At 71.7% G+C, this 21,988-nt stretch carries 14 protein-coding genes and 1 pseudogene; 9 read left to right on the forward strand and 6 right to left on the reverse strand.

Features of this window, described 5'->3' with window-relative positions; genetic code table 11:
- Nucleotides 1-26 precede the first annotated feature (26 nt).
- Nucleotides 27-3,989 carry a glycosyl hydrolase gene (locus AC5P09_RS17140; RefSeq protein WP_493874741.1) on the forward strand — a complete coding sequence of 1,321 codons (3,963 nt, stop codon included), beginning with the start codon at nt 27-29 and terminating at the stop codon, nt 3,987-3,989.
- Between the two features lie 20 nt (nt 3,990-4,009).
- Here the strand turns inward: AC5P09_RS17140 and AC5P09_RS17145 are convergent, their stop codons facing one another.
- Nucleotides 4,010-5,029, reverse strand: coding sequence for a LacI family DNA-binding transcriptional regulator (locus AC5P09_RS17145; protein WP_493874742.1), 1,020 nt, complete (start codon nt 5,027-5,029; stop codon nt 4,010-4,012).
- A 255-nt stretch (nt 5,030-5,284) separates the two neighbouring features.
- On the opposite strand from AC5P09_RS17145, the gene AC5P09_RS17150 reads away from it, so the two are divergent.
- Nucleotides 5,285-5,956 carry a lytic polysaccharide monooxygenase auxiliary activity family 9 protein gene (locus AC5P09_RS17150; protein WP_493874743.1) on the forward strand — a complete coding sequence of 224 codons (672 nt, stop codon included), beginning with the start codon at nt 5,285-5,287 and terminating at the stop codon, nt 5,954-5,956.
- 102 nt (nt 5,957-6,058) lie between these two features.
- On the opposite strand, the gene AC5P09_RS17155 is transcribed toward AC5P09_RS17150, so the two are convergent.
- Nucleotides 6,059-8,233: a serine/threonine-protein kinase gene (locus AC5P09_RS17155; RefSeq protein ID WP_493874744.1), complete on the reverse strand. Its 2,175-nt coding sequence runs from the start codon at nt 8,231-8,233 to the stop codon at nt 6,059-6,061.
- Between the two features lie 593 nt (nt 8,234-8,826).
- Entirely contained in the window at nt 8,827-9,237 is a 411-nt protein-coding gene (locus AC5P09_RS17160; RefSeq protein ID WP_493874745.1) for an Imm10 family immunity protein, read from the reverse strand.
- 475 nt (nt 9,238-9,712) lie between these two features.
- On the opposite strand from AC5P09_RS17160, the gene AC5P09_RS17165 reads away from it, so the two are divergent.
- The 3 genes from AC5P09_RS17165 to AC5P09_RS17175 all read left to right on the forward strand — a co-directional run bounded on the left by AC5P09_RS17165 (nt 9,713) and on the right by AC5P09_RS17175 (nt 15,285).
- Nucleotides 9,713-11,326: a flavin monoamine oxidase family protein gene (locus AC5P09_RS17165; protein WP_493874746.1), complete on the forward strand. Its 1,614-nt coding sequence runs from the start codon at nt 9,713-9,715 to the stop codon at nt 11,324-11,326.
- Nucleotides 11,323-11,964 (forward strand): Rid family hydrolase, encoded by a 642-nt coding sequence (locus tag AC5P09_RS17170; protein ID WP_493874747.1) that lies wholly within the window; start codon nt 11,323-11,325, stop codon nt 11,962-11,964. Before AC5P09_RS17165 ends, AC5P09_RS17170 begins: the two co-directional genes overlap by 4 nt.
- Nucleotides 11,965-12,081: 117 nt before the next feature.
- Nucleotides 12,082-15,285, forward strand: coding sequence for an amidohydrolase family protein (locus tag AC5P09_RS17175; RefSeq protein WP_493874748.1), 3,204 nt, complete (start codon nt 12,082-12,084; stop codon nt 15,283-15,285).
- A gap of 157 nt (nt 15,286-15,442) precedes the next feature.
- On the opposite strand, the gene AC5P09_RS17180 is transcribed toward AC5P09_RS17175, so the two are convergent.
- Nucleotides 15,443-16,621 (reverse strand): CdaR family transcriptional regulator, encoded by a 1,179-nt coding sequence (locus AC5P09_RS17180; RefSeq protein WP_493874749.1) that lies wholly within the window; start codon nt 16,619-16,621, stop codon nt 15,443-15,445.
- Nucleotides 16,622-16,851: 230 nt separating this feature from the next.
- Here AC5P09_RS17180 and AC5P09_RS17185 point away from each other — a divergent pair, with 230 nt between their 5' ends.
- The 4 genes from AC5P09_RS17185 to AC5P09_RS17200 are packed head-to-tail and all read left to right on the forward strand — an operon-like array spanning nt 16,852 to nt 20,584.
- The gene (locus AC5P09_RS17185; RefSeq protein ID WP_493874750.1) at nt 16,852-17,754 is read left to right on the forward strand and encodes a substrate-binding periplasmic protein; all 903 of its coding nucleotides are present in this window, start codon (nt 16,852-16,854) and stop codon (nt 17,752-17,754) included.
- A gap of 9 nt (nt 17,755-17,763) precedes the next feature.
- Nucleotides 17,764-18,531 carry an amino acid ABC transporter permease gene (locus AC5P09_RS17190; protein WP_493874751.1) on the forward strand — a complete coding sequence of 256 codons (768 nt, stop codon included), beginning with the start codon at nt 17,764-17,766 and terminating at the stop codon, nt 18,529-18,531.
- The gene (locus AC5P09_RS17195; RefSeq protein ID WP_493874752.1) at nt 18,528-19,322 is read left to right on the forward strand and encodes an amino acid ABC transporter ATP-binding protein; all 795 of its coding nucleotides are present in this window, start codon (nt 18,528-18,530) and stop codon (nt 19,320-19,322) included. The genes AC5P09_RS17190 and AC5P09_RS17195 overlap by 4 nt, the downstream gene beginning before the upstream one ends.
- Entirely contained in the window at nt 19,319-20,584 is a 1,266-nt protein-coding gene (locus tag AC5P09_RS17200; RefSeq protein WP_493874753.1) for an NAD(P)/FAD-dependent oxidoreductase, read from the forward strand. The genes AC5P09_RS17195 and AC5P09_RS17200 overlap by 4 nt, the downstream gene beginning before the upstream one ends.
- A 44-nt stretch (nt 20,585-20,628) precedes the next feature.
- Here AC5P09_RS17200 and AC5P09_RS17205 read toward each other — a convergent pair.
- Both AC5P09_RS17205 and AC5P09_RS17210 read right to left on the reverse strand, forming a co-directional pair.
- Nucleotides 20,629-21,290: pseudogene (locus AC5P09_RS17205) on the reverse strand (response regulator transcription factor).
- A complete protein-coding gene (locus tag AC5P09_RS17210; protein ID WP_493874754.1) occupies nt 21,287-21,970 on the reverse strand; it encodes a sensor histidine kinase in 684 nt (227 codons plus the stop codon). Before AC5P09_RS17210 ends, AC5P09_RS17205 begins: the two are co-directional and overlap by 4 nt.
- Between the last annotated feature and the right edge of the window lie 18 nt (nt 21,971-21,988).

Here is a 21,988-nt window from a genome sequence, read left to right on the forward strand (position 1 = left end):
CCAGCCACAGCCGGAGGACCGCATCCGTGATCTCTCCAGTCCTGCAGCAGTTGTTCGACGATCCGCCCCGCGACTTCGGTCCCACTCCGCTGTGGTGGTGGTCGGGCGCGAAGGTCACCCGCGAGCGCCTCGCATGGCAGATGCGCAGATTCGCGGACGGCGGCGTGCACAACCTCGTGGTGATCAATCTGGCGCCCGCCGGCCCCACCTTCGGAGCCCGGACCGACGATCCGGCATGGTTCGGCGAGGAGTGGTGGGCCCGCTTCACCGACGCCTGCCGGATCGCCGGCGAACTCGGCATGCGCCTGTGGTTCTACGACCAGATCGGGTTCTCCGGTGCCAACGTCCAGGGCGGCGTCACCCGCCGACACCCGGAGGCCACCGGCCGGGCGCTGCGCCTGCGCAGGGCCGCCGTCCTGGCGGGCACGGTCGCGCTGCACAGCTCCGAAAGCCTGGTGGGCGCGTACGACCTGACGGGACGACGCCTGCCCGTGGCGACGGACTCCGGTCCCGAAACCGCCCGTATCGCGGCCGCCGACGGGACGGACGTGCAGCTCGTCGTAGCCGTCCCCACCGCGTTCGACTATCTGGACCAGCACGCCGTCGGCCTGCTGCTGGACGCCGTTCATCACGAGTACGACCGCCGGGTCCCCGAGTACCTGGGCAATGTCATCGCGGGAAGCTTCCAGGACGAACTGCCCGGCACGAACTCCTGGAGCCACCGCTTCCCCGAGGAGTTCCGCGCCCGGCGCGGCTACGACCTGCTCGACCACCTGCCGGCCGTGTTCGGCCCGGCCACCCCCCGGACGGCGAAGATCCGCGCCGACTACTACGCCGTCCGCACCGAACTCACCGAAGAGGCCCTCTTCCGGCCGCTCGCCGCCTGGCACGACGAACGCGGCATGCTCATCGGATCCGACCAGAGCAACCCCGCACGCGCCGGCTTCCCCGCCCAGTCGACGCAGCTCTACACCGACTACTTCCGCACCCACCGCTGGTACGGCGCCGCCGGCAGTGACCACCACGGCGACTCCAAGGTGCACTCCTCCATGGCCCACCTCTACGGCCACCAGCGCGTCTGGATCGAGGCGTTCCACTCCTCCGGATGGGGAGGCACCCTGGAGGACACCTACGACTGGCTCCTGCCGTTCCTGCGCAGCGGCGCCAACCTGTACAACCCGCACGCCAGTTACTTCGGCACAGCGGGCGGCTGGTTCGAGTGGGCGCCGCCGTCCACCGACTGGCGGCAGCCCTACTGGCAGGAGTACCCGGCGTTCTCCCGGGCCGTCGCCCGGATCTGCTCGATCATGTCGTGGGGCACCTACAGCGCCGACGTCGCCGTCCTGCACCCCACAGCCACCATGCAGTCCCTCATCCCACTGGACGTGCCCGTCCAGCACTTCGGCGACGGCCGCCTCGGCGACGGCCACGCCGACGTCGACGAGACGCAGCGGCACTACCTGGACCTGTGCGGCACCAACAACTGGCTGAGGCCCCAGATCGGCGCGCTGGACCGGCACCGCGTCTCCTTCGACGTCATCGACGACGCCTCGGTGCAGCGCGCCAAGGCGGCCGACGGCACCCTGCGCATCAGGGACCTGGCGTACACCGCGGTTCTGCTGCCCTCGGCGAGCGTCCTGGAGGAGGCGACGGCGCGCCGGCTGACGGAACTCCTCGACGCCGGCGGACGGGTCGTGGTCGTGGGCCGCCCGCCCGTGGCCGCGGCCGGCCTGGCCGGTGACGACTTGGTCGTCAGGGCACTGCTGGACCATCCGCGGCTGGAGCGGGCGAGCGACGCCGCGGCCGGCGCGGCGGCGGTGGCCGACGCCGCCGGACACGCGACGGGCGAAGTGCCGCTCCTCGTCAGGAGGCAGGGCGACGAGGCCGTCGCCCTGGTGACGGGAGCCTTTCCGGACGCCCGCACCCACCCGCCCAGGGGCAACCACGAGATCGACCCCGCTCGCTACGCCCGCAGTTCGTCGGTCACCGTGCACGCCCCGGTCGCCGAGGCCGAGATCTGGAACCCGGCGACCGGCGCCCGACACCCGGCGCACGTCACTCACTCCAACGACGTCTCGACGATCGAGGTGCCGCTGGACGGCGCCCCCGCCGCCCTCGTCGTATGGCGCGAAGGCACCCCGCCGACCCGGACGGTCGCGCCACCACCGGGCCCGGCGCGGACGATCGACGTCTCGACCGGCTGGACGGGCCGACTGGCCCCGACCATGGACAACACCTGGGGCGACCTGGCGCTGCCCGCGGGCTCGTCCGTCGACGAGCCGCAGATCTGGACCATGCGGTGGACGGAGACCGACGGGCCCGACGCGGGGTGGGAGCAGACGAGGGCGACGTACGGCAACCGGGTGCGCGTCCTGCCTCCGGTGCCCGCCGACCGGGCCCCCGACCCGTTGGACGGCGCCCGTGCCGAACAGGTACTGGCCGGAGAGCTGCCCCTCGCACCCCCGGATGCGGGCTGGGGCGTCTCGCTGTACTCGTCGAGCCGCGGGATCCCGGATCCGGACGGGCTGCTCGGCAACAAGGGGCTGGTGCCCGAGGAGTTCGTACGGGTCCCCGTGCCCGGGAGCGGAACGGTCGCTCGGGTCCGGTCGATCGTGGAGACGGACCACCGCGGACCCGCCGAACTGCACATCGGCGCGGCGGCGGCCAAGCGGGTGTGGTGGAACGGCGAGCGGCTGGACACGGGCAGCGGCTACCTCGCGTCCGCCCGGGTGGAGGTGGAGCGGCCCCGCAACGTGCTCGAGTACGAACTGTCGGAAGCCGAGGACCGGCCGTCGCTGATCGCGGGCGCCGCCGGCACACCGTTGGGCAGCTACTTCTGCCTGTCCCGTCCCGGCGGGTTCACACCGCGCCCGCAGTTCATGTGTCTGCCGGACGGCGTACGTTCGGACGGCAGCGTGACCTACCGCGGACGGCTGCGACTCCCGCGCGACGGCACCGAGACGGTCCTCGTCGTGGGCGCCGCGGCGGGCGTCACCGTGTTGCTCGACGGGGCGGTGGTGGCGCGCCAGGAGAAGGCGGAGTACTACGAGTCCGACTGGGGCGCGGTCCCGACGTTCTTCCGCCACCGGCTGACCCTCGGGACGGGCGAGCACGTACTCGAGGTGGTCACCGATGGCGGGCCCGCACGGGAGGCGGTCTTCATCGACCTGGTGGCAGGCGCCGAGTCGACCGCGTTGGTCAGCGGCGCCGGCTGGGAGGCCGAAACCGCTGGGTGGCAGGGGCGTACCGTCGAACACGAGGGCCGCTGGGGGGAGTTGCAGCACTGCTACGCCGCGGTACGGCCGCACCCGTTGCCGGACACCGAGTGGCTCACGGGCGCACCGGTGTTGGGTGCTGCCGTACTGCCGCTGCGGTCCACGGACGACGTCCGTGAGGCGGCACAGCGCTTCCGCTTCACGGTGCCGCCCGGCACCGTGTCGGTCGACCTGCCGCTGCGGCTGCCCGCGTCGGTTCGGGTGGGAGACGGCCCTCAGCAGGCGCTCGCGAAGCCGGTGCTGACGCTGGATCAACCGCTGCGAGAGCCGACGGAGTTCGAGGTCGTCACCTCGCCCACGGCTCTGCTGCGGGGCGGTTCCGCCTGGCGAGGACCGGTGCGCGTGCACACCGTACCGGCGCCGCTGCCGCTGGGGGACTGGCGTTCCCTGGGGCTGGGCGGCTGGAGCGGCGGCGTGACGTACTCGCGGTCGCTGGAGGTGCCGTCCGGGCCGGACCCGGTACTGGATCTGGGCCGGGTGCGGGGCAGCGTCACGGTCCTTCTCGACGGGGAGCGCGTCGGCGAGGCGTTCTGTGCGCCGTACCGCTTCGAACTCCGCGGCGCCGCCGGGCGTACCGTCCGCATCGACGCGACCGTCCACAACACCCTGGCCCCCTATCTGGCCGAAGCCACACCGACCGCCTGGGCCTTCCCCTACCAGCTCTCGGCGGGGCTGCTGGGGCCGGTGACGCTACGGATTCCCGGGCCCGGCTGAGAGGCTGAGGAACGCAGGGTTCAGGGAGCGGAAGGCGCCCGGGTGGATTCCCGCAGTACGAGGTCGGGCGCGAACACCCGTGTCTCATGGGCGTGTTCCGCGCGGGCCTCCACCTCGTCGAGCAGCATCTCGACGGCCGCCCTGCCGAGCTCCTCGACCGGCTGCCTGATCGTCGTCAGGGTCGTTCCCACGAAGCTCGCGATGTCGAGGTCGCCGTAACCGACCACCTGCACGTCCTCGGGAACCTTCACGCCCCGCTCGCCCAGGCCGCGGCACAGCCCCGCGGCGAGGAAGTCGTTGGTGCAGAAGACCCCGTCGGGCAGGTCGTCGAGCCCGCGGGCGATCTCCATGCCGTACGCCACCGTCATCTCCCCGGCGACGACCTGGCCCAGCCGTGCCGCACGCCGGCTGCGCACGGCCTGCCGGGCGCCCTGGTACCGGTCGGCGCACTGCCGGATCCCGCGCTCACCGTTGACGACGAGGAGGTCGCGCGCTCCGCAGTCCAGGAGGTGCTGCACGGCGATACGGCCGCCGGCGATGTCGTCGACGGAGACGGAACAGCCGTCCTGGGCCGGCATCGCACGGTCCGCCAGCACCAGCGGGATGCCGCGCTCGCGCAGCCGCGTGAGCCGGGTGGGGTCAGCGCTGAGCGGAACCACCACGGCGCCGACGGCCCGTTGCTCGACGAGCATGGTGAAGTAGCCCTGCTCCCGCTCCGGCGCGTCCCCGCTGTCACAGAGAACGAGGGAGTAACCGTGGTCGTACGCCGCGTCCGCGGCGCCCCGTGCGATGCGCGAGTAGAAGGAGTTGGCCACGTCGGGCAGCACCAGGCCGATCGAGGACGAGTGCCCGGTCCGCAGACCGGCGGCTCCCGGATGGGGGACGTAGTCGAGTGCGGCGACCGCGTCGCGGACCCGCTCGGCGGTGAGGGCGTTGACGCGCTCGGGCCGGTTCAGGACATTCGACACCGTGGAGACCGAGACCCCGGCGGCGGCCGCGACGTCCTGAATGCGGGCGGGGCGAACCGAAATGGTGTCCACCCCCCTGCTGTTGCAGTCGCGCGACCAGGCACGACGTGGTCCTCATGGGCGACGGCAAGTCTACCCCGACGGCGCCTGGAACGTTTTACGTCACCAGGAACACGGTCTTGACATGCCGACGAGTCTCGAAAGTGGCGCAAACGAATGTTGCAGCCCTGTTTCCTGAGGCCCAAGTTGGACAGTGCGGGAGCGCTCCCACGGCCCCCGTTCACACCTGAACCGACCCCACTCGGGAAAGGCAGGAACCAGAAAACCATGACTTGGCATGATCGCGACAAACGAACCCGATCTCGTCTCACGTTCGGCCTCAGCGTGCTCACCGCGCTGCTGATCTGCCTGATCCCGTGGAGCGGCACCGCCGCCGCCCACGGTTCGGTCGTCGACCCGGCATCCCGCAACTACGGCTGCTGGCTCCGCTGGGGCTCCGACTTCCAGAACCCGGCCATGGCACAGGAAGACCCCATGTGCTGGCAGGCGTGGCAGGACAACCCCAACGCCATGTGGAACTGGAACGGCCTCTACCGCAACGGCTCCGCCGGTGACTTCGAAGCGGTCGTCCCCGACGGGCAACTGTGCAGCGGCGGCCGGACCGAGGGAGGCCGTTACAACTCCCTGGACGCCGTGGGTCCCTGGAAGACGACGGACGTCACCGGCGACTTCACCCTGCAGCTGTACGACCAGGCCAGCCACGGCGCGGACTACTTCCTGGTCTACGTCACACGCCAGGGCTTCGACCCCACCACCGAACCACTGACCTGGGACGACCTCCAACTGGTCACCAGGACCGGCAGCTACGGCCCCAGCCAGAACTACTCGATCGACGTGAGCACGTCGGGGCTCAGCGGCCGCCACGTCGTCTACACCATCTGGCAGGCATCGCACATGGACCAGACGTACTTCCTGTGCAGCGACGTGAACTTCCGCTGAGCCGGCGGATGCCCACGACCATCGGACCCCGCCGGACTGGGCCGCGTCCGGCGGGGCACCCGATCCGCCCGCCGACTTCGCCGACTTCGCCGCACTCGCCGATCAGGACACGTCGGCCACCGAGAAGATCCCCGGCCCGGTGACCCCGTACAGCACGCCCCCCGCCAGCAGCGGCGGCACCGCACTCGGGGTCAGTTCCTCGAAGGAGCTGCCCTCCGTGTCGAAGGACGGGGCGGTGCGCCCGATCTCCTTGCCGGTGCGCGGATCGAGGGCCAGGATGCTGGTGTCCGGCATCATGACGTACAACCGGCCCTGGTGATAGGCCGGTTCGCTGAAGACGCGCAGCTCGCGCGAGCTGGTCCACAGCGGCTTCCCGCGTTTGAGATCGAGGGCGAGCAGGGTCTCGTTGCCGTAGTCGAAGAGGTACATGGTGTCGCCGTGCACCAGCGGCGGTGCTTCCGGCTCGACGCTCCAGGGGAAGTCGACTCGGCGGGTCTTCCCACTGCCGAGGTCCTGGACGAAGAAGGCGGCGGAGACCCCGGTGCCGTCCTCCCACCGCGCGTAGTACGCCGTGTCGTCGTGGACCGTGGCCAGCCACAGATCGCCCTTCGGCGCCTCGACACTGCCCAGCGTCCTTCCGGTGCGTGCGTCGAGGCGGGCGATTCCGCCGGAGCCGCCGCGCAGATCGGCGTAGAGGGTGTCCTTGGGGCCCGCGTAGAAGGGGCTCGACGAGGTGGACGTCAGCTCGCGGCGCCACAGTTCCTCACCCGTGCCCGGCTCGTACGCCGCATAGCGCGCGGTGTCGGAAGGCCCGAGCTCGTCCAGTCGTACGACCAGCACCCCGCTCAGTGACTCGAACCCGCCCACCGGACCGTCCAGATGCCACAGCCGCTGTCCGGTCCTGCCGTCGAAGGCGTCCACTCCCTCGGAGCGGTCCGCGCTGCCGACGAACACCACACCGTCATGGACGACGGGCTCGCGCAGCGAGAAACTGCTGACCTCCTTCTGGCTCATGGGCTTCGTCCAGTCCACCCGGCCGGTCGCGGGGCTCAGCCGTGTCAGGGCGACCTGTGAGGAGGAGCAGAAGACGCCGAGCGGGTCAGGTGTGCACGCCGGGCCGAGGGCCATCGGCTCGTCCTCGTCCGGCGCCAGCGTGTTGCGCCACGGCTTCCAGCCGGGCGGTGCCGAACCATTGGGCGTCGCCTGCTGGCCCGTCGCCTGCGGGCCGGCCTGGCCGGCCTCGTCGACCGTGCTCGCCGGGTCGTCGGCCACCACGGCGACCGAAGCCGCCACGACCACGCTGAGGAGGGCCGCGCCGACGAGGCCGTTCCACAGCTTTTTCCTACGGGGCTTCTGTCCGGTCGGCCCGTCGCCCGGGGACGGCAAGGTCGCGTGTCCCGACAGCGTGGTCACCGGGATCCGGGACGACTCCGTACGGCCCTCCTCGTCGGGCAGCTCCTCCGGCAGCCCGGCCAGCGCGTCCAGCACCTCGCTCGACGTCGGCCGGTTCTCCGGCTCCTTCGCCAGACAGGCCGACACCAACGGACGCAACGGCTCGGGCAGTTCACCCAGCTCCGCCTCGCTGTGCACGGTGTTGTACGCGGCGAGATAGGCGTTCTCCGCCTCGAAGGGGCTGTGCCCGGTGGCCGCGTACACCAGGACCGCGCCCAGCGAGAAGACATCCACGGCGGGGCCGACCTCACGGGGGCGACTGAACTGCTCCGGTGCCATGAACGGCGGCGAGCCCATCACCATGCCCGTCTGGGTACGGACGTCACTGCTGGCCGCGCGCGAGATGCCGAAGTCGATGACGCGCACCGCCCCGTCGTCGCCCTCGCCCTCCACCAGGAGCACATTGCTCGGCTTGAGGTCCCGGTGCACGACCTCGGCCCGGTGGATCTCCCGCAGCGCCTCGGCGAGTTCGGTGCCGAGACGGCGCAGCGCGTGCCAGGCCAGCGGACCCGCCTCGTCGACCCGCTCGGCGAGCGTGCGGCCCGGGACGAACGCGGTGGCCATCCACGGCCGTTCCGCGTCCGGGTCGGCGTCCACGACCGGTGCGGTGAAGGCACCGCTGACCCGGCGCGCGGCGGCGATCTCCTGTCGGAACCTGGCCCGGAACTCGGCGTTGTCGGCATACCTGGTGTGCACGACCTTGACGGCGACGGCCCGCCCCGACGCCGATCTGCCGAGGTAGACGACGCCCATGCCGCCGGTCCCGATCCGCGATTCGATCCGGTAACCGCCGACGGACCGTGGATCGTCCTCGCGCAGAGTCACCGTGTCTCCTTCACCCACTCGTGGCCGGGACGGTTCCGATCCGGACTCTTCTGACAGGGACCGCTCACTCTAGTGCCCGGTCGCCGGGCCCTTCTGGTGAACAACCGGCGCGGGCACCCGCCGTCGACCTGGTTCCGTAGGGTCTCAGCCGCGGGCGGTCGGCTTCCGGACGGGGGAATTGACGCCACGGGTCTGATACCGAGTGGTCGTCGGTCAGCCGGCAGGCCGGCCGGTGCGGGCCGTCGAGCGAGAGGCCGGGTCGGCGTTGGCGCCGGGCAGGAGGCGCGATGCGTCCAGGGTGAAGCCGACCGGAGTCCCGCCGCCGGTTCGGGCAGCCGCGAACACGGTGCCGCCGTGCGTCTCGGCGACGTCGCGGACGATGGCCAGACCACCGCATCCGCCCGTTCGGGGCGGGCCGACTGATGGCGGACCTGCACCTGACCTACTCCGACGTCGGCGCGGCCGACGTGCTGCTGCTATGCCTGACCGGGCAGAACTACTGTGCGACGCGGGAACGGGTCACGCAATCCCCCACGGATCGGGCCTTCGGCTGCACGTAATTCCCCCCCCCCGGCCCCGGTCCGGTGACCGGCTCAGACGGCTACACGAATTGGCATAGCGTCCGCACGTCCGTAGGCGAGCACCTGGGCGAGGACTTCGCGGAACAGGACGACGTCCTCGGCCGGGGCTTCCATCACGGCCTCGATCTCGCTGTCGCTCAACCGCAGGTCATCCAGCGCTTCAGGGTCGAGCGAGACGCTGAGGACGTTGCCCGTCAGAACGGCTTCGCGTACACAGCCATACGCGGTCCCCTGTCCGGCTGTGACCAGGCAGTGTGTGTCCATGCCCAAGGCGACCTCCTGATCATCTGGGTCATCCTCGCCCGCCATGAACATCAAGACGAATCCGCTTCCGTCCTCCCCCTCGGCGAGAGCAGCTTCAGTGAAGTAGCCGTCAGGGTCGATCTCTGTTGTGGCGACACGAGCAGTGAATCGGTATGTCATGACGGGGTTCTATCAGCGCGTTCAGCCGAAGCAGGACTCAGGAGCCGGGCGCCGACGTTTCACCTCGAAAATGACGGTGCCCACGACGTGGCCTCCGGGATCCCCCTGGGGAAGATCGTGAACTTCTGGCGGGGGATTGCGTGAGCGTCCACAGCAGGTGAACCGCGACTGACCGACATCGGAAGCAACAGCTCGCTATAGGCGAGAGAAGCGGTGGCCGTCGTCGCGTCCGTCGCGGTACTCGCCGTGGTCGCCCGAGGCGCGGCCCCCCAGCGCGTACCCGCCGGGGCCGGATGAGGCAGACGTACCGCCCCGCTTGCATGCTCATGTCACGGATACGTCATCGGTATTGCCGTGTAGCACTCCTGACGGAGGCTCATCTGGCACCTCCGGTCTCATCAGTTGCCCACCCCCCACGTGACCGGGTTGATCGGACGTCGCGTCCGGGCACGCGGGCGCGGGTGAGGAGGAGTGGATGGCTGCTGCAGAGAGATCCACGGCATCTCGGCGTGACTTCCTGCGTTCCGTCGGGGTCGCGGGCGGCGCGGGAGTGCTCTACTCGGCGATGGGCGCACTGGGCCTCGCGCCGGTGCCGGATGTACAGGCCGCGGACTACCGGGCGCCGGGCAGGAGCGACTTCGCGCTCAGCGGGCGGAGCGCGAAGAAGGTCCTGATACTCGGCGGCGGCATCGCCGGCCTGGCCACCGCCTACGAACTAGGCAAGGCCGGCTACGACTGCCGGATCCTGGAGGCCAAGGACCGGCCCGGTGGTCGCAACTGGACGGTACGCGGGGGTACTTCGCTGACCGATCTGGACGGGCGCAAACAGACCGCGTCGTTCTCCAAGGGCCAGTACATGAACGCCGGGCCCGCCCGGCTGCCCCAGTCGCACGTCACGCTCGAGTACTGCAGGGAACTCGGCGTCCCCGTCGAGGTGTTCACCAACCAGAACGCCAACGCGTACATCTACCACGAGAACAGCGCCGCGCTCGCGGGACAGCCGATGCGCTGGCGCACCGCGAAGGCCGACGTCTACGGCTATGTCTCCGAGTTGCTCGCCAAGGCCACCGACCAGGGTGCCCTGGACGCGCAGCTCACCGCCGCCGACAAGGAACGGCTGATCGCCTTCCTGCAGAACTTCGGCGCCATCAAGGGCAAGGCGGACGGCTACGCGTACACCGGCAGCGACCGGCGGGGCTACTCCGTCGAGCCCGGTGCCGCCTTCGAGGAGGGCACGGTGCTGGGGCCGGTGCCCTCGATGTCGGACGTCATCGCGAGCGGCGTCGGGCAGCGCTTCTCCTTCGAGTTCGGCTACGACCAGGCCATGCTCATGTTCCAGCCGGTGGGCGGCATGGACGCCATCCCGTACGCCCTCGCCGAGGCCATCGGGCGGGACCGGATCACGTACGGCGCCGAGGCGCTGGAGGTCAAGAACCTCCCGGACGGCGCCGAGGTCACCTACAAGGACGACCGGGGCCGTACCCGCACCCGGTACGCCGACTTCGTCGTCGCCGCCGTGCCGCCCATGGTCATGGCCCGCATCAAGCACAACCTCGGCACGAACGTCACCGCCGCGCTGAAGTACCCGGCCGCGACACCCGTCGGCAAGGTGGGCCTTGAGTACGGCAGCCGCTGGTGGGAGACCGACGAGCACATCTACGGCGGGATCACGCCCACCGACACGGACCTGGCCACCATCTGGTACCCGTCCTACGGCCACTTCGGCCGCCGCGGCACCCTCATCGGCTACTACAACTTCGGCGCGAACGCTCTCGCGTACAGCGCCCTGCCGCACGAGGAACGGGTCGCGCGGGCGGTGAGCCGCGGCGTGAAGATCCACGGCGAGAAGTACCGCAGCGAACTGGAGCACGCCTTCAGCGTGGCCTGGCACCGCACCCCGCACATCGAGGCCGGCTGGGTGGGCTGGCCCTCGCAGGACGGCCCGGAGTACAAGCTCCTCAACCAGCCCGCCGGACACGTGTACTTCGCCGGGGACTGGCTCAGCCACGTCATCGCCTGGCAGCACGGCGCGTTCACCTCGGCCCGCAAGGTCGTGACCGACATCCACGAGAGGGTGATGGCCGCATGAGCCGGCGCACGAAGGTTGTCATCGGTACGGTCCTGACCGCCTCGCTCCTCACGGGCGGCACCGCGCTCGCCGACGCCCGGGGCTGGTGGCCCGGCCCGAGGGAAGTGCGGGTCATGCTGCCCTCCGGGCAGTCCAACCCGGCCATCGCGAACGGCGTGGCGACCGGCGGGGAGGTGGCCGGGTACCAGAGCAGCGGTCTCGGGCCCTCCGCGCTCAACCCCTCGGCGCCGGACGGGACTCCGGAGCGCTACACCGACCCGGCCCTCACCGAGGGCGCCGCAGGCGTCACGATCACCGAGGCGCAGGCGCTCGTCGTGCTGCGCAACATCAAGACCAACCTGGAGGCCGCGGGCCTCAGCCCGGCCGCCGTCATCACGATGAAGTGCTACCTGATGAAGCCGCCCGGCGCCGAAACGGCCGACTACGCGGGCTGGAACCGTGCGTACCGGCAGTTCTTCGCCAACATCGACCTGACGACACATCAGGTCGTGCCGGTGCCCATGGGTACGTCCGCCCCCAAGGCGCCGCTGCTCGCCAACAAGGCCCGTCCGGCGCGGGCCACGATGGAGGTCGCCTCACTGGCCGTCAAGGGCTGGCTGGTGGAGGTCGAGGTCACCGCGACGTACGGCAAGCGCTGAAGGGTGAAGTCCGGCGGACAAGTGCCGGGGCGGGGTCCGCGAGCGGGCCCCGCCCCGTACGTTTCCACCAGTGGTCTCTTCTGTCCGGCACACCAACTCCGTGTACTGGGAGCTTCCTTGGACATCGACGACGCCTCCGTCACCTCAGAGCCCTCCCGTTTCGGTCCTCTCTCCCGCCGCAGATTCCTCCGGACCACCGCCGCGGCCACGGCGCTCGTCACCGTCGGCCCGCCGGTCGCGGCCGCCGCCTCCGGTGCCACCACCCTCTCCTTCACCGCCGCCACGGGCGGTTCCGCGACCCTCGCCCCGTCCGGTGACCGGCTGGTCGCCGAGGTCCAGAACGTGCTCTGGTCCGTTCCGCGGGACGGGGGCACCGCCGTCGCGCTGACCCCGCCCGGCCTCGAACCCACCCGCCCGCAGTTCTCGCCCGACGGCAGCCGTCTCGTCGTGTGCGCCTATCGCGGCGGAGGCTTCCACCTCTGGACGCTGCGGCCCGACGGCTCCGGGACGCGGCAGCTCACCGACGGGCCGTGGGACGACCGGGGCCCGGCCTGGTCACCGGACGGCACCCGGATCGCGTTCGCCTCCGAGCGCGGCGGCGACACCGTGACCGGCGCCCCGTACCGGATCTGGGTCCTGGACCTGCGCACCGGCACGCTGACCCGGCTCACCGGGCGCCCCGGCCAGCAGGGCCCCGGGCAGGACACCGCCTGGGAGGACTTCGACCCCACGTGGTCGCCGGACGGTGAACGCGTGCTCTTCGTGCGCGCTGTCGTCACCCCGGCGGGCGCCCTCCGAGCGGCCACCGTCGCGTCGGTGCCCGCCGACGGCTCGGGTCCGGTCACCACCGAGCACGCCGACGACTCCGGCGCCCAGGTCATGACCCCCGCCGTCTCGCCTGCCGGCTGCCTGGCCTACCTGCGCACCACGGCCGCGCCCGCGGCCTCCTGCACGCTCGTCGTGGACGGCTCTCCGGTCGCCGTCGAGGGCGACGTCCTCCCGGCGCCGCCCCGCTGGACGGACGGCGAGCGGCTGCTCCTCACGGTCGACGGACACTTCCGCCTGGTCGACCCGGACGCGCCGGGCGACGGCGAGGAGATCCCGTTCATGGCCACGCTGCCCGTGGACCGGCCCAACTACCGCGAGAAGGCGTACGACTTCGAAGGCGCCGGCATCCGTCCCGTCCGCGCGCTGCACCTGCCCGCCCTGTCACCGGACGGCCGCCGCGTCGCCTTCGCCGCGCTCAACGCGCTGTGGACCGCCGACACCACCGGCGGCCGCGCGCCCCGCAAGGTCCTTCACGTGCCCTCGACCCGCTATGTGTCGGCGCCGACATGGACGCCCGACGGCACGGCGCTGGTGTACACCGACGACCGCGACGGCCTGTTCGCCGTACGGCGCCGCGACCTCACCTCCGGCGAGGAGACCGTGCTCGCCGAGGGCGGCCGCGTCTTCCCCGCCCTCTCGCCCGACGGGACCCGGCTGGCCTGCCTGGACTTGTCCGGCAACCTGGTGGTGCGCGATCTGTCCGACGGCAGCGAACGCAACCTCGCCGCGCCACTCGGCGGGGGAGGGCTGCCCGGCCGCCCCAGCTGGTCGCCCGACGGCCGCTATGTGGCGCTGTGCGACCGCAACCGCCTGGGCCAGCGCTTCCGCGAGGGCTACAACCTCATCCGGGTCGTCGACACCACCACCGGAACGGCCGTCCTGCACGCGCTGGCCCCGCACACCTCGCTCTCCGACCGCTACGACTCCGGCCCCGTCTGGTCCCCGGACGGCCGCTGGATGGCCGTCGTCGCCGAGTCGGCGTTGTGGCTGCTGCCGGTCCGCGCCGACGGCACCCCCGACGGCGAACCCCGCCTCCTCACCACCGAACCCGCCGACCACCCGTCCTGGTCCGCCGACGCCCGCACCCTGCTCCATCTGTCCGCGGGCACCCTGCGCCTGATCGACATCGGCAGCGGCAAGGCCCGTACCGTCCGCGTCCCGCTGGACTACCGCAGACCGCGGCCGGCCGACACCGTCGTGCACGCGGGCCGCTTCTGGGACGGCACCGGGCCGGACGTCCGCGAGGACATCGATGTCGTGATCCGCGACGGCCGTATCGCGGAAGTCGCCCCGCACCGTACCGGCCGCCCGGCCGCACACCAGGTCGACGCGAGCGACCGCACCGTGATCCCGGGCCTGTGGGACGCACACACCCACCCCTGGCAGAGCACCTACGGCGGCCGCCAGACGGCGCTCCAAGTCGCGTACGGCATCACGACGGCCGTCTCGCTGGGCGGATTCGCCTACGAGCAAGCCCGCGTCCGCGAGGCGGTCGCCGCCGGTGCCCTCGTCGGACCCCGGCTCCTGTCCACCGGCGAACTCCTCGACGGGGCGCGCGTCGCCTACAGCATGGGCCGCGCCCACCGCACCCACGAGGGTCTGCGTCGCTCGCTGGCGCGGGCGGCCGCGCTGGACTGGGACTTCGTGAAGACGTACGTACGGGCTCCCGGCTGGGTGATGAAGGAGGCCGCCGACTTCGCGCACGACCGGCTCGGCGTGCGCAGCGGCAGCCACCTGTGCACTCCGGGCGTCCAGCTGGGACAGGATCTGACGACCCATCTGCAGGCCACCCAGCGACTGGAGTTCGGGCACGCGACCTCTGCCACGGGACGTGCCTACCAGGACGTCGAGGAGATCTACACCCGCGCCGGCTTCCACCTCGTCGCCACCCCGTTCACGGCACAGCCCCTGCTCGGGGCCGACCCCGCGCTCGCGGACGACCCGCGTGTCACCACGCTCATGCCGCCGTGGGACACCGCGCTCGTCCGCCAGCAGGCCGGGCAGCCGCCCACCGCCACCCAACTGGCCACCCTGGGCAGGGAGATGGACGTCTACCGGCGGATTCTCGCGGGCGGCGGACTGATCGCGCTCGGCACGGACCAGCCGCTCGTCCCGGTCGGGCTGCACCTGCACCTGGCCCTACGGGCACTGCACCGCGCCGGCCTGTCACCGGCCGAGGCGCTGCGCACCGCCACCGTGCTGCCCGCGCGCGTCTTCGGCGCCGACGCCGACCTGGGCACTCTGGAGGAGGGCAAACTCGCCGACCTCACGGTCGTCGACGGCGACCCCTTCACCGACTTCGCCACCCTGATCCGCACGGTGGCGGTCCTCCGAGGCGGTGTCCTCATCGAACAGGCGGACCTGGTCGACGCCTTCGGGGCCGCCACCACGCGGAGTTACGAACCGCAGCAGGCGGCTTCGGCCGAAGACTGGCTGGAGGTCAGCCGGCGTATGCGACGCGACGGGTGCTGCGATCCGGAGAGCGGGGGCTGAACGCAGGGCAGGGACCGGGCTTTGGCCCTGGTTGCCACCCTCAGCCGGCGAAGCCACCGCCTGACAGGGGCGTTCGGGCGTACCGAGGAAGAGGGGCGGGCCGGCCACCGGCCCGCCCTTCGGCGAGGCAACCGCACGGGCGAGGCGAACGTGGCCGTCAACCGCCGCCCATTCGGTCCGCCAGGCAGGCGAGGTACAGGGCCATGGTCGCCCGGTGGTCGCGCAGCGGGCGACCGGTGATCTGCTCGATCTTGTTCATCCGGTAGACGACGGTGTTGCGGTGGATGTGCAGCGCCGCGGACGCCCGTACGAGGTTGAACCCGCTCTCGCACCACGCGGTGACCGTGTCGCGGAGCACCGGCCAGTCTGGCTGGGCGCGCAGGTCCGCGGCCGTGAGGTCGAGCAGACGGTTGCGGGCGGACTGGCCCACCGCCGCGAGAACCTGGTGGACCCGCAGGTCGGATATGAGATGGACGGGGGAGCTGTTCGCCGGCCGGGCGCCGAGGCGGAGGGCGTCGCACGCGTCCTGGTAGGAGTCGTGCAGACCGCCGACGGAGGTGGCCGGCTCACCGATCCCCACCCGGGCGGCGAGGCCGTCCTGCGCGGCGATCACATCGGCGACCCGCCGGCAGTCGGCGATCAGGGACGCCATCGAACCCCGGGCCGGAAGCCGGTGCAGGACGCCGATCCATCCGGGAGCCGTACCGGCCACGATGTCCTGAGGGTCGGCGAAGACCTCGCGGACGGTGCGCAGCAGTTCCGAACGGATCAGGGCCATGTCCTGCGTGGGGGCGCCCCGCCGTCGCGCGGCCGCGTCCGGAACGGTCACTTCGAGGGCCACGGCGACCCGTCGCAGCCGTAGGTCGAAGCCGAGTTCGGCGGCCCGGAAGACGAGGAAGTCGCCTTCGACGACCTGGGGATCGTAGGCGGCGATGTCGGCGAGCAGCGTCTCGGCGGCCCGCTCCGCGAGCAGGCGGGAGCGCAGCATCACGGATTCCCTCAGCAGGATCTCCGTCTGACGCTTCACCAGCAGGCCGAAGCGGCGTACCTGGGCGGGCGTCCCGGTGATCCCGACGGTGCCGACCGCGCGTCCGCCGGTGACCAGCGGCAGTGTGACCCCGGGGCGTACCCCTTGCAGTCGCTGGGCCTGCGAGGCGTTGTGTGTGGCGGGTTCCTGAGTGCGGACGACTTCGACGGACGCCTCGTGGAAGCTGCCGACCCGGCTGCTGTCGCCGCTGCCGATGACCATGCCCTCGGCATCGGTGATCAGTACGTTGAAGCCGATGACGGCGGAGGTGTCCCCGGCGATCTCCTGCGCGAGGGACGGGCTCAGCACGGGTGTTCCTCCCGTCGAGGGCGGGCCGGGTTGGACGCACCGTACAGGGGACCGATCGATTTCGGCCACAACTACGTACGAAGTGAACGGTGACGCGCGGCTGGTTGATCCCTAGCTTTGGGCCCCATCACATCCCCGCCGGGGGCACAGCGCGGTGAACGGCGGGCTCCTTTCAGCGCACCTACGGAAGGCCCGGGCCGATGACTCGTGTGCGTTCTCTCGTATCCACTGTGACCGCCCTCCTCCTGCTCTCCTCCGTCGCCGCCTGCGGCTCCGACAGCGACGAGGCCCCGAGGAACGTGTCCGCGAAGACCGCCGCCCTGGGCACGCTCACGCCCGGCGTGATCAAGGTGGCCGTCCAGCCGTACGCGCCCTACACCAGTGTCCAGGGCGACAAGATCGTCGGACTGGACGGCGACATCCTCACCTACGTGGCCAAGAAACTGGGCCTTGAGATCAAACCCCAGGTCACCGACTTCGCCGGCATGCTCGCCGGAGTGCAGTCACGCCGGGTGGACATCACCATCGGCGGCGTCGCCTGGTCCGCCGACCGGCAGAAACAGGGCCTCTTCACCGACCCGCCCTACTACTCGCCCCCGGCGATGGCCGTCCGCAGCGGCAAGACCTACAAGACGGTCGACGACCTCAAGGGCCTCGACCTCGGAACCGTCGAGGGCTACGTCTGGGTGAAGTCCATCCAGTCCGTGCCCGATGCCAAGCTGCACGCCTACCCGGACGCCACCGGGGTGTTCGACGACCTCGGCGCGGGCCGCGTCGACGTCGGCTTCCTCGACCCGCTGATCATCGTCGCCGCGCAGAAGGAGCGTCCGGAGCTGAAGATCAGCACGCAGTACCTGACACCGCCGACCGCGGCCGAGGTCAAGGCCCAGCCCGACTACCAGTACTTCCAGCCGTACCAGACGGGCTTCTATCTGCCCAAGCAGGCCACCAAGCTGGAGAAGGCGATCTCCGCACAGATCGACGCCATGTACGCGAACGGCGAGATGGCCAAGCTCGTCGAGAAGTACGGCGGCGACCCCGAGCAGTTCCTGAAGCCGTCCGCCGACGTCGCCACCGCGCGCAGAGGCGTGGACCGGCCGCAGGACTGGACACCGCCGTCCGTCGGCCAGTGAGGGGATGACATGTCCGGTCTCTTCCAAGTCCCCTGGTCCGACTACCAGTCAGACCTGCTCGACGCACTCGGGCGCACCGTCTCGTACACCGTCGTGAGCTTCGTCGGCGCGGTCCTCCTCGGCCTCGCGGTCGCGCTGCTCCGGATCAGCAAGGCGCGGCCCCTCCGCGTCCTCGCCGCCGTCTACACGGAGATCTTCAAGAACATCCCGCTCCTCGCGATCATCTTCCTGACCTACTTCGGCCTCGCTTCGGCCGGACTCCGGCTGGACGTGTTCACCGCCGGCTGCCTCAGCCTCGTCGTCTTCTACGCCGCCTACCTGTCCGAGATCTTCCGCTCCGCGATCAGCGGAGTGCACGCCGGACAGACCGAGGCCGGCGAGGCGCTGGGGCTGGGCCGGGTCGGCATCTTCGCCCATGTCGTCCTGCCGCAGGCCGTCCGGCAGGCCCTGCCCGGCACCAACACCATGCTGGTCGACCTGCTCAAGTCCACCTCGCTGCTCGTCACCGTCTCCGCGGCCGAGCTGATGTCCGAGGGGCGGCTCATCACGTCGGCCACCTTCCGGGCGCTGGAGGTCTACCTGGTCATCTCCGCCGTCTACTTCGCCCTGTGCTACCCGCTCTCCCAGCTGCTCCTGCTGCTGGAACGGAAGGTACGGGCGGGCGTCCCCCTGTCCCCGTGGCGGCGCCGACGGGTGCGCGCCGCCCGCGCCCTGCTCGCCGCCGACCTCGGCGCCGGCCGCACAGCAGAGCTCAAGCAGAAGGAGACGGCGGCATGACCGAACCCGTCACCACGGCGGAAGCCGTGCCACCGGCCCGCACCGACGCGGTCGTACGGATCGAGGGGCTCAGCAAGTCCTTCGACGGCCGACTGGTGCTCGACCAGGTGAACCTGGAGGTCGACCGCGGCCGCATCGTCAGCGTCATCGGACAGAGCGGCGGCGGCAAGACGACCCTGATGCGCTGCGTCAACCTGCTGGAACGGCCGGACCGCGGCACGGTCGAGGTGGCCGGCGAAGTGGTCCACCACGGCGGCCGGACGGTCTGCCGGGACCTGCCCCGGCTGCGCCGCACCGTCGGCATGGTCTTCCAGCGGTTCAACCTCTTCCCGCACCTCACCGCGGTCGAGAACGTCGTCCTGGCCCAGCGCAAGGCGGGCGTCCCCGAACCGGAGGCGCTGGAACGGGCCGTCGCGCTGCTGCGCCGGGTCGGCGTGGCGCACCGCGGCCTCGCCCGGTCCGACCAGCTCTCCGGCGGGGAACAACAGCGCGTCGCCATCGCACGGGCGCTCGCGCTCAGGCCGGAGGTGCTGCTCTTCGACGAGCCGACCTCCTCCCTCGACCCGGAGGCCACCCGCGAGGTCCTGGCCGTCATGCGGGAACTGGCCGCGGACGGAATGACGATGCTGCTCGTCACCCACGAACTGCCCTTCGCACGCGAGGTGGCCGACCACGTCGTCTTCGTCGACGGCGGCCGCATCGTCGAGGAGGGACCCCCGCAGGACGTCCTCGACCATCCCGCCGAGGCCAGGACCCGGGAGTTCCTCGCCGCCTACGGGTCGGCGTCATGACCGCCCCCATAGTGGTCGTCGGGGGCGGCGTCGTAGGACTGTGCACCGCCTACTACCTGGCCGAGGCAGGCTTCGAGGTGGAGATCGTCGAGCGTCGCGCCCTGGGGTCCGGGGCATCCCGGGGCAACGCGGGCTGGGTCTGCCTCAGCCATTCCACGCCGGTGCCGGCCCCGGGCGTCGTACGGTACGCGCTCCGCTCGCTGGGACGGCCGGACTCGCCCCTCTACCTGCGGCCCCTGCCAGATCCGGCGTTCGTACGGTGGCTGTGGCGGTTCTGGCGCAGCAGCACACCGGCCGCCTTCCGGCGCGGCTACACCGCGGTCGCCGAGCTGAACCGGACCACCTTCGACCTCTTCGACGGCCTGCGCGAGGCCGGCGTCGAGACGACCCTGACCCGTCCCGGCATGGTCCACGCCTTCCTGTCCTCGACCGAGGCCCGCCATCACCTCGCCGTGCAGCGGGAGATGGCCGACGGCCGCTACCCGCTCCCCGACGACGTCGTCACCGGGGACGGGGCCCGGCTGCTGGACGACGCGCTGTCCTCCAAGGTGCGCGCGGCGTACCTCGTCGAGGGGGAGGGCGTGGTCGACCCGGAGGCGTTCGCCCGGGGGCTGGGCGAGGCGCTCGTCGCCTCGGGAGTGAAGATCCACGAGAACGCCGAGGCCACCGGGTTCCGCACCTCCGGGGAGCGCGTCGTCGCCCTTCGTACCGCGCAGGGCGAGATTCCCTGCTCGGGCGTCGTCGTCACCGCCGGCATGCGCTCGTCCGACCTGCTGAGCGCGCTGGGACAGCCGCTGCCGCTCCAGGCGGGCAAGGGCTACAGCTTCTCGGTGGACCTGGACCCGGCACCGCGGCACACGCTGTACTTCGGCGAGCGCAGGGCGGTCGCCTCACCGATCGGCTCCACCACCCGGATCGGCGGCACGATGGAGCTCAGCGGCAACAACAACCGCCTCGACTGGCGGCGCGTCGTCGCCGTCGCCCTCGCCAGCCGGCACTATCTGGGCCGCTGGTTCGACGACCCGGACGACCTGATCGGACTGATCCGCGACCCCTGGGTCGGCGGCCGGCCCTTCCTCTCCGACGGGCTTCCGGTCATCGACCGCGTACCGGGATACGGCAACGCCTTCGCCGCCACCGGCCACGGCATGCTCGGCGTCACGCTGGGCCCCGTCACCGGCCACACACTCGCCCAGTACATCCGCACCGGCCGCCGCCCGGAGGCCCTCGCTCCGTTCCGCTTCGACCGGCTGAGCCCGTGAGGGCCGCAACACCGTACCGGTCGTCGCGCACCGGCCACGCCGGCTCAGTCGACGTCGATCAGTCCGTGCCGGACCGCTTCGCTGACGGTGGCGGCGCGGTTCTCGGTGCCGAGCTTGCGGTAGATCCGCACGAGGTGGGTCTTGACCGTCGCCTCGGCCAGGAACAGAGCGCCGGCGATGGCCCGGTTGCTGTGCCCCCGCGCCAGGAGCCGTACGACCTCGATCTCCCGCTCGCTGAGCCCCGGCCCGGGCTCGGCCGTGTGCCCGACGAAACGCGCGGCGGCCTCCGGTGCCAGGGCCATGCCGCCGGCCGCCGCGGCGCGCACGGCACGGAACAGCTCCTCGGGCGGGCCCGCCTTGAGGACATAGCCGCGTGCGCCGGCCTCCACGGCACGCAGGACATCGGCCTGACTGCCGTAACTCGTGAGCACGACCACGCGCGCGCCGGCCCAGGCGGCCAGGATCCGCCGGGTCGCCTCGATGCCGTCGACACGGCTGCCCGCCGCGCCCACCTCCGACAGCCGCAGGTCCATCAGCACCACGTCGGGCCGGAGCCCGCCCACCAGACGCACCGCGTCGTTTCCGTCGCCGGTCTCGCCGACGACGTCGAAGTCGGGTTCGCCTTCGAGGAGGCCACCCCCGCTCGGACGACGGTGTGGTCGTCCACGATCAGGATCCGCAGCGGCGGTTCGGGCGGTTCGGTCACAGCGCACCGGCGGGGACGCGGTCCTGGGCCGACAGCACGGCTCGGACGCGGGTGCCCCGTCCGGGCGCGCTGTCGACGGCGAGGGTGCCGTCGAACGCGCGCAGCCGCTCGCGTGCGGCGGCCAGTCCGAATCCGCGGTCGGCGCATCCCGCCCTCGCGGCGGCCGGGTCGAATCCCGCTCCGTCGTCCCGGACCTCGACGGCCGCCGTGGCCGCGCCACCGTAGGCCAGGGTGATGTGGACGTGACGGGCTCGCGCGTGTTCGAGGGCGTTCGCGAGGAGGCCCTGGGTCAGGGGCAGCAGGGCGACGGCCCGGTCCGTGGGGAGGGGGTGCGGCTCGTGCTCGGCGCGGAAGGAGATCCGGGGCGCACCGGCGGCGGAGCCGGCCCGGGCGCACAGATCGCGCAGCGCCGCCACGACGGCCGTCAGGTCGATGCCAGGGAAGCGGCTGCTGAACCCGGCCCGTACCCCGGCCGCCTGGCTGTCGACGTCCCCGCCCTGGTAGAGGACGAACGTGCCGCCCTCGGCCAGCGCGGCCTCGTAGAGCTCGTCGAGGGAGCGCGTCTCCTCGCGAACGCCGGTGCGCGACGAGACGCCGGCCGTGGCGGCTCCGAACGGCGCGGCAAGTCTGCCGACCGGCCGCGCCGTTCCGCGTCGTCCGTACGCTGCCTTCGGATTCAACCGTTCGATGGAACGGGC

It is taken from the genome of Streptomyces sp. a15 (assembly GCF_059026085.1).

Coding starts and splice junctions, on each gene's coding strand:
- AC5P09_RS17170 (WP_493874747.1), top strand. CDS start 11,323: ATGAGCCGGCGCACGAAGGTTGTCATCGGTACGGTCCTGACCGCCTCG.
- AC5P09_RS17150 (WP_493874743.1), top strand. CDS start 5,285: ATGACTTGGCATGATCGCGACAAACGAACCCGATCTCGTCTCACGTTC.
- AC5P09_RS17190 (WP_493874751.1), top strand. CDS start 17,764: ATGTCCGGTCTCTTCCAAGTCCCCTGGTCCGACTACCAGTCAGACCTG.
- AC5P09_RS17195 (WP_493874752.1), top strand. CDS start 18,528: ATGACCGAACCCGTCACCACGGCGGAAGCCGTGCCACCGGCCCGCACC.
- AC5P09_RS17160 (WP_493874745.1), bottom strand. CDS start 9,237: ATGACATACCGATTCACTGCTCGTGTCGCCACAACAGAGATCGACCCT.
- AC5P09_RS17200 (WP_493874753.1), top strand. CDS start 19,319: ATGACCGCCCCCATAGTGGTCGTCGGGGGCGGCGTCGTAGGACTGTGC.
- AC5P09_RS17165 (WP_493874746.1), top strand. CDS start 9,713: ATGGCTGCTGCAGAGAGATCCACGGCATCTCGGCGTGACTTCCTGCGT.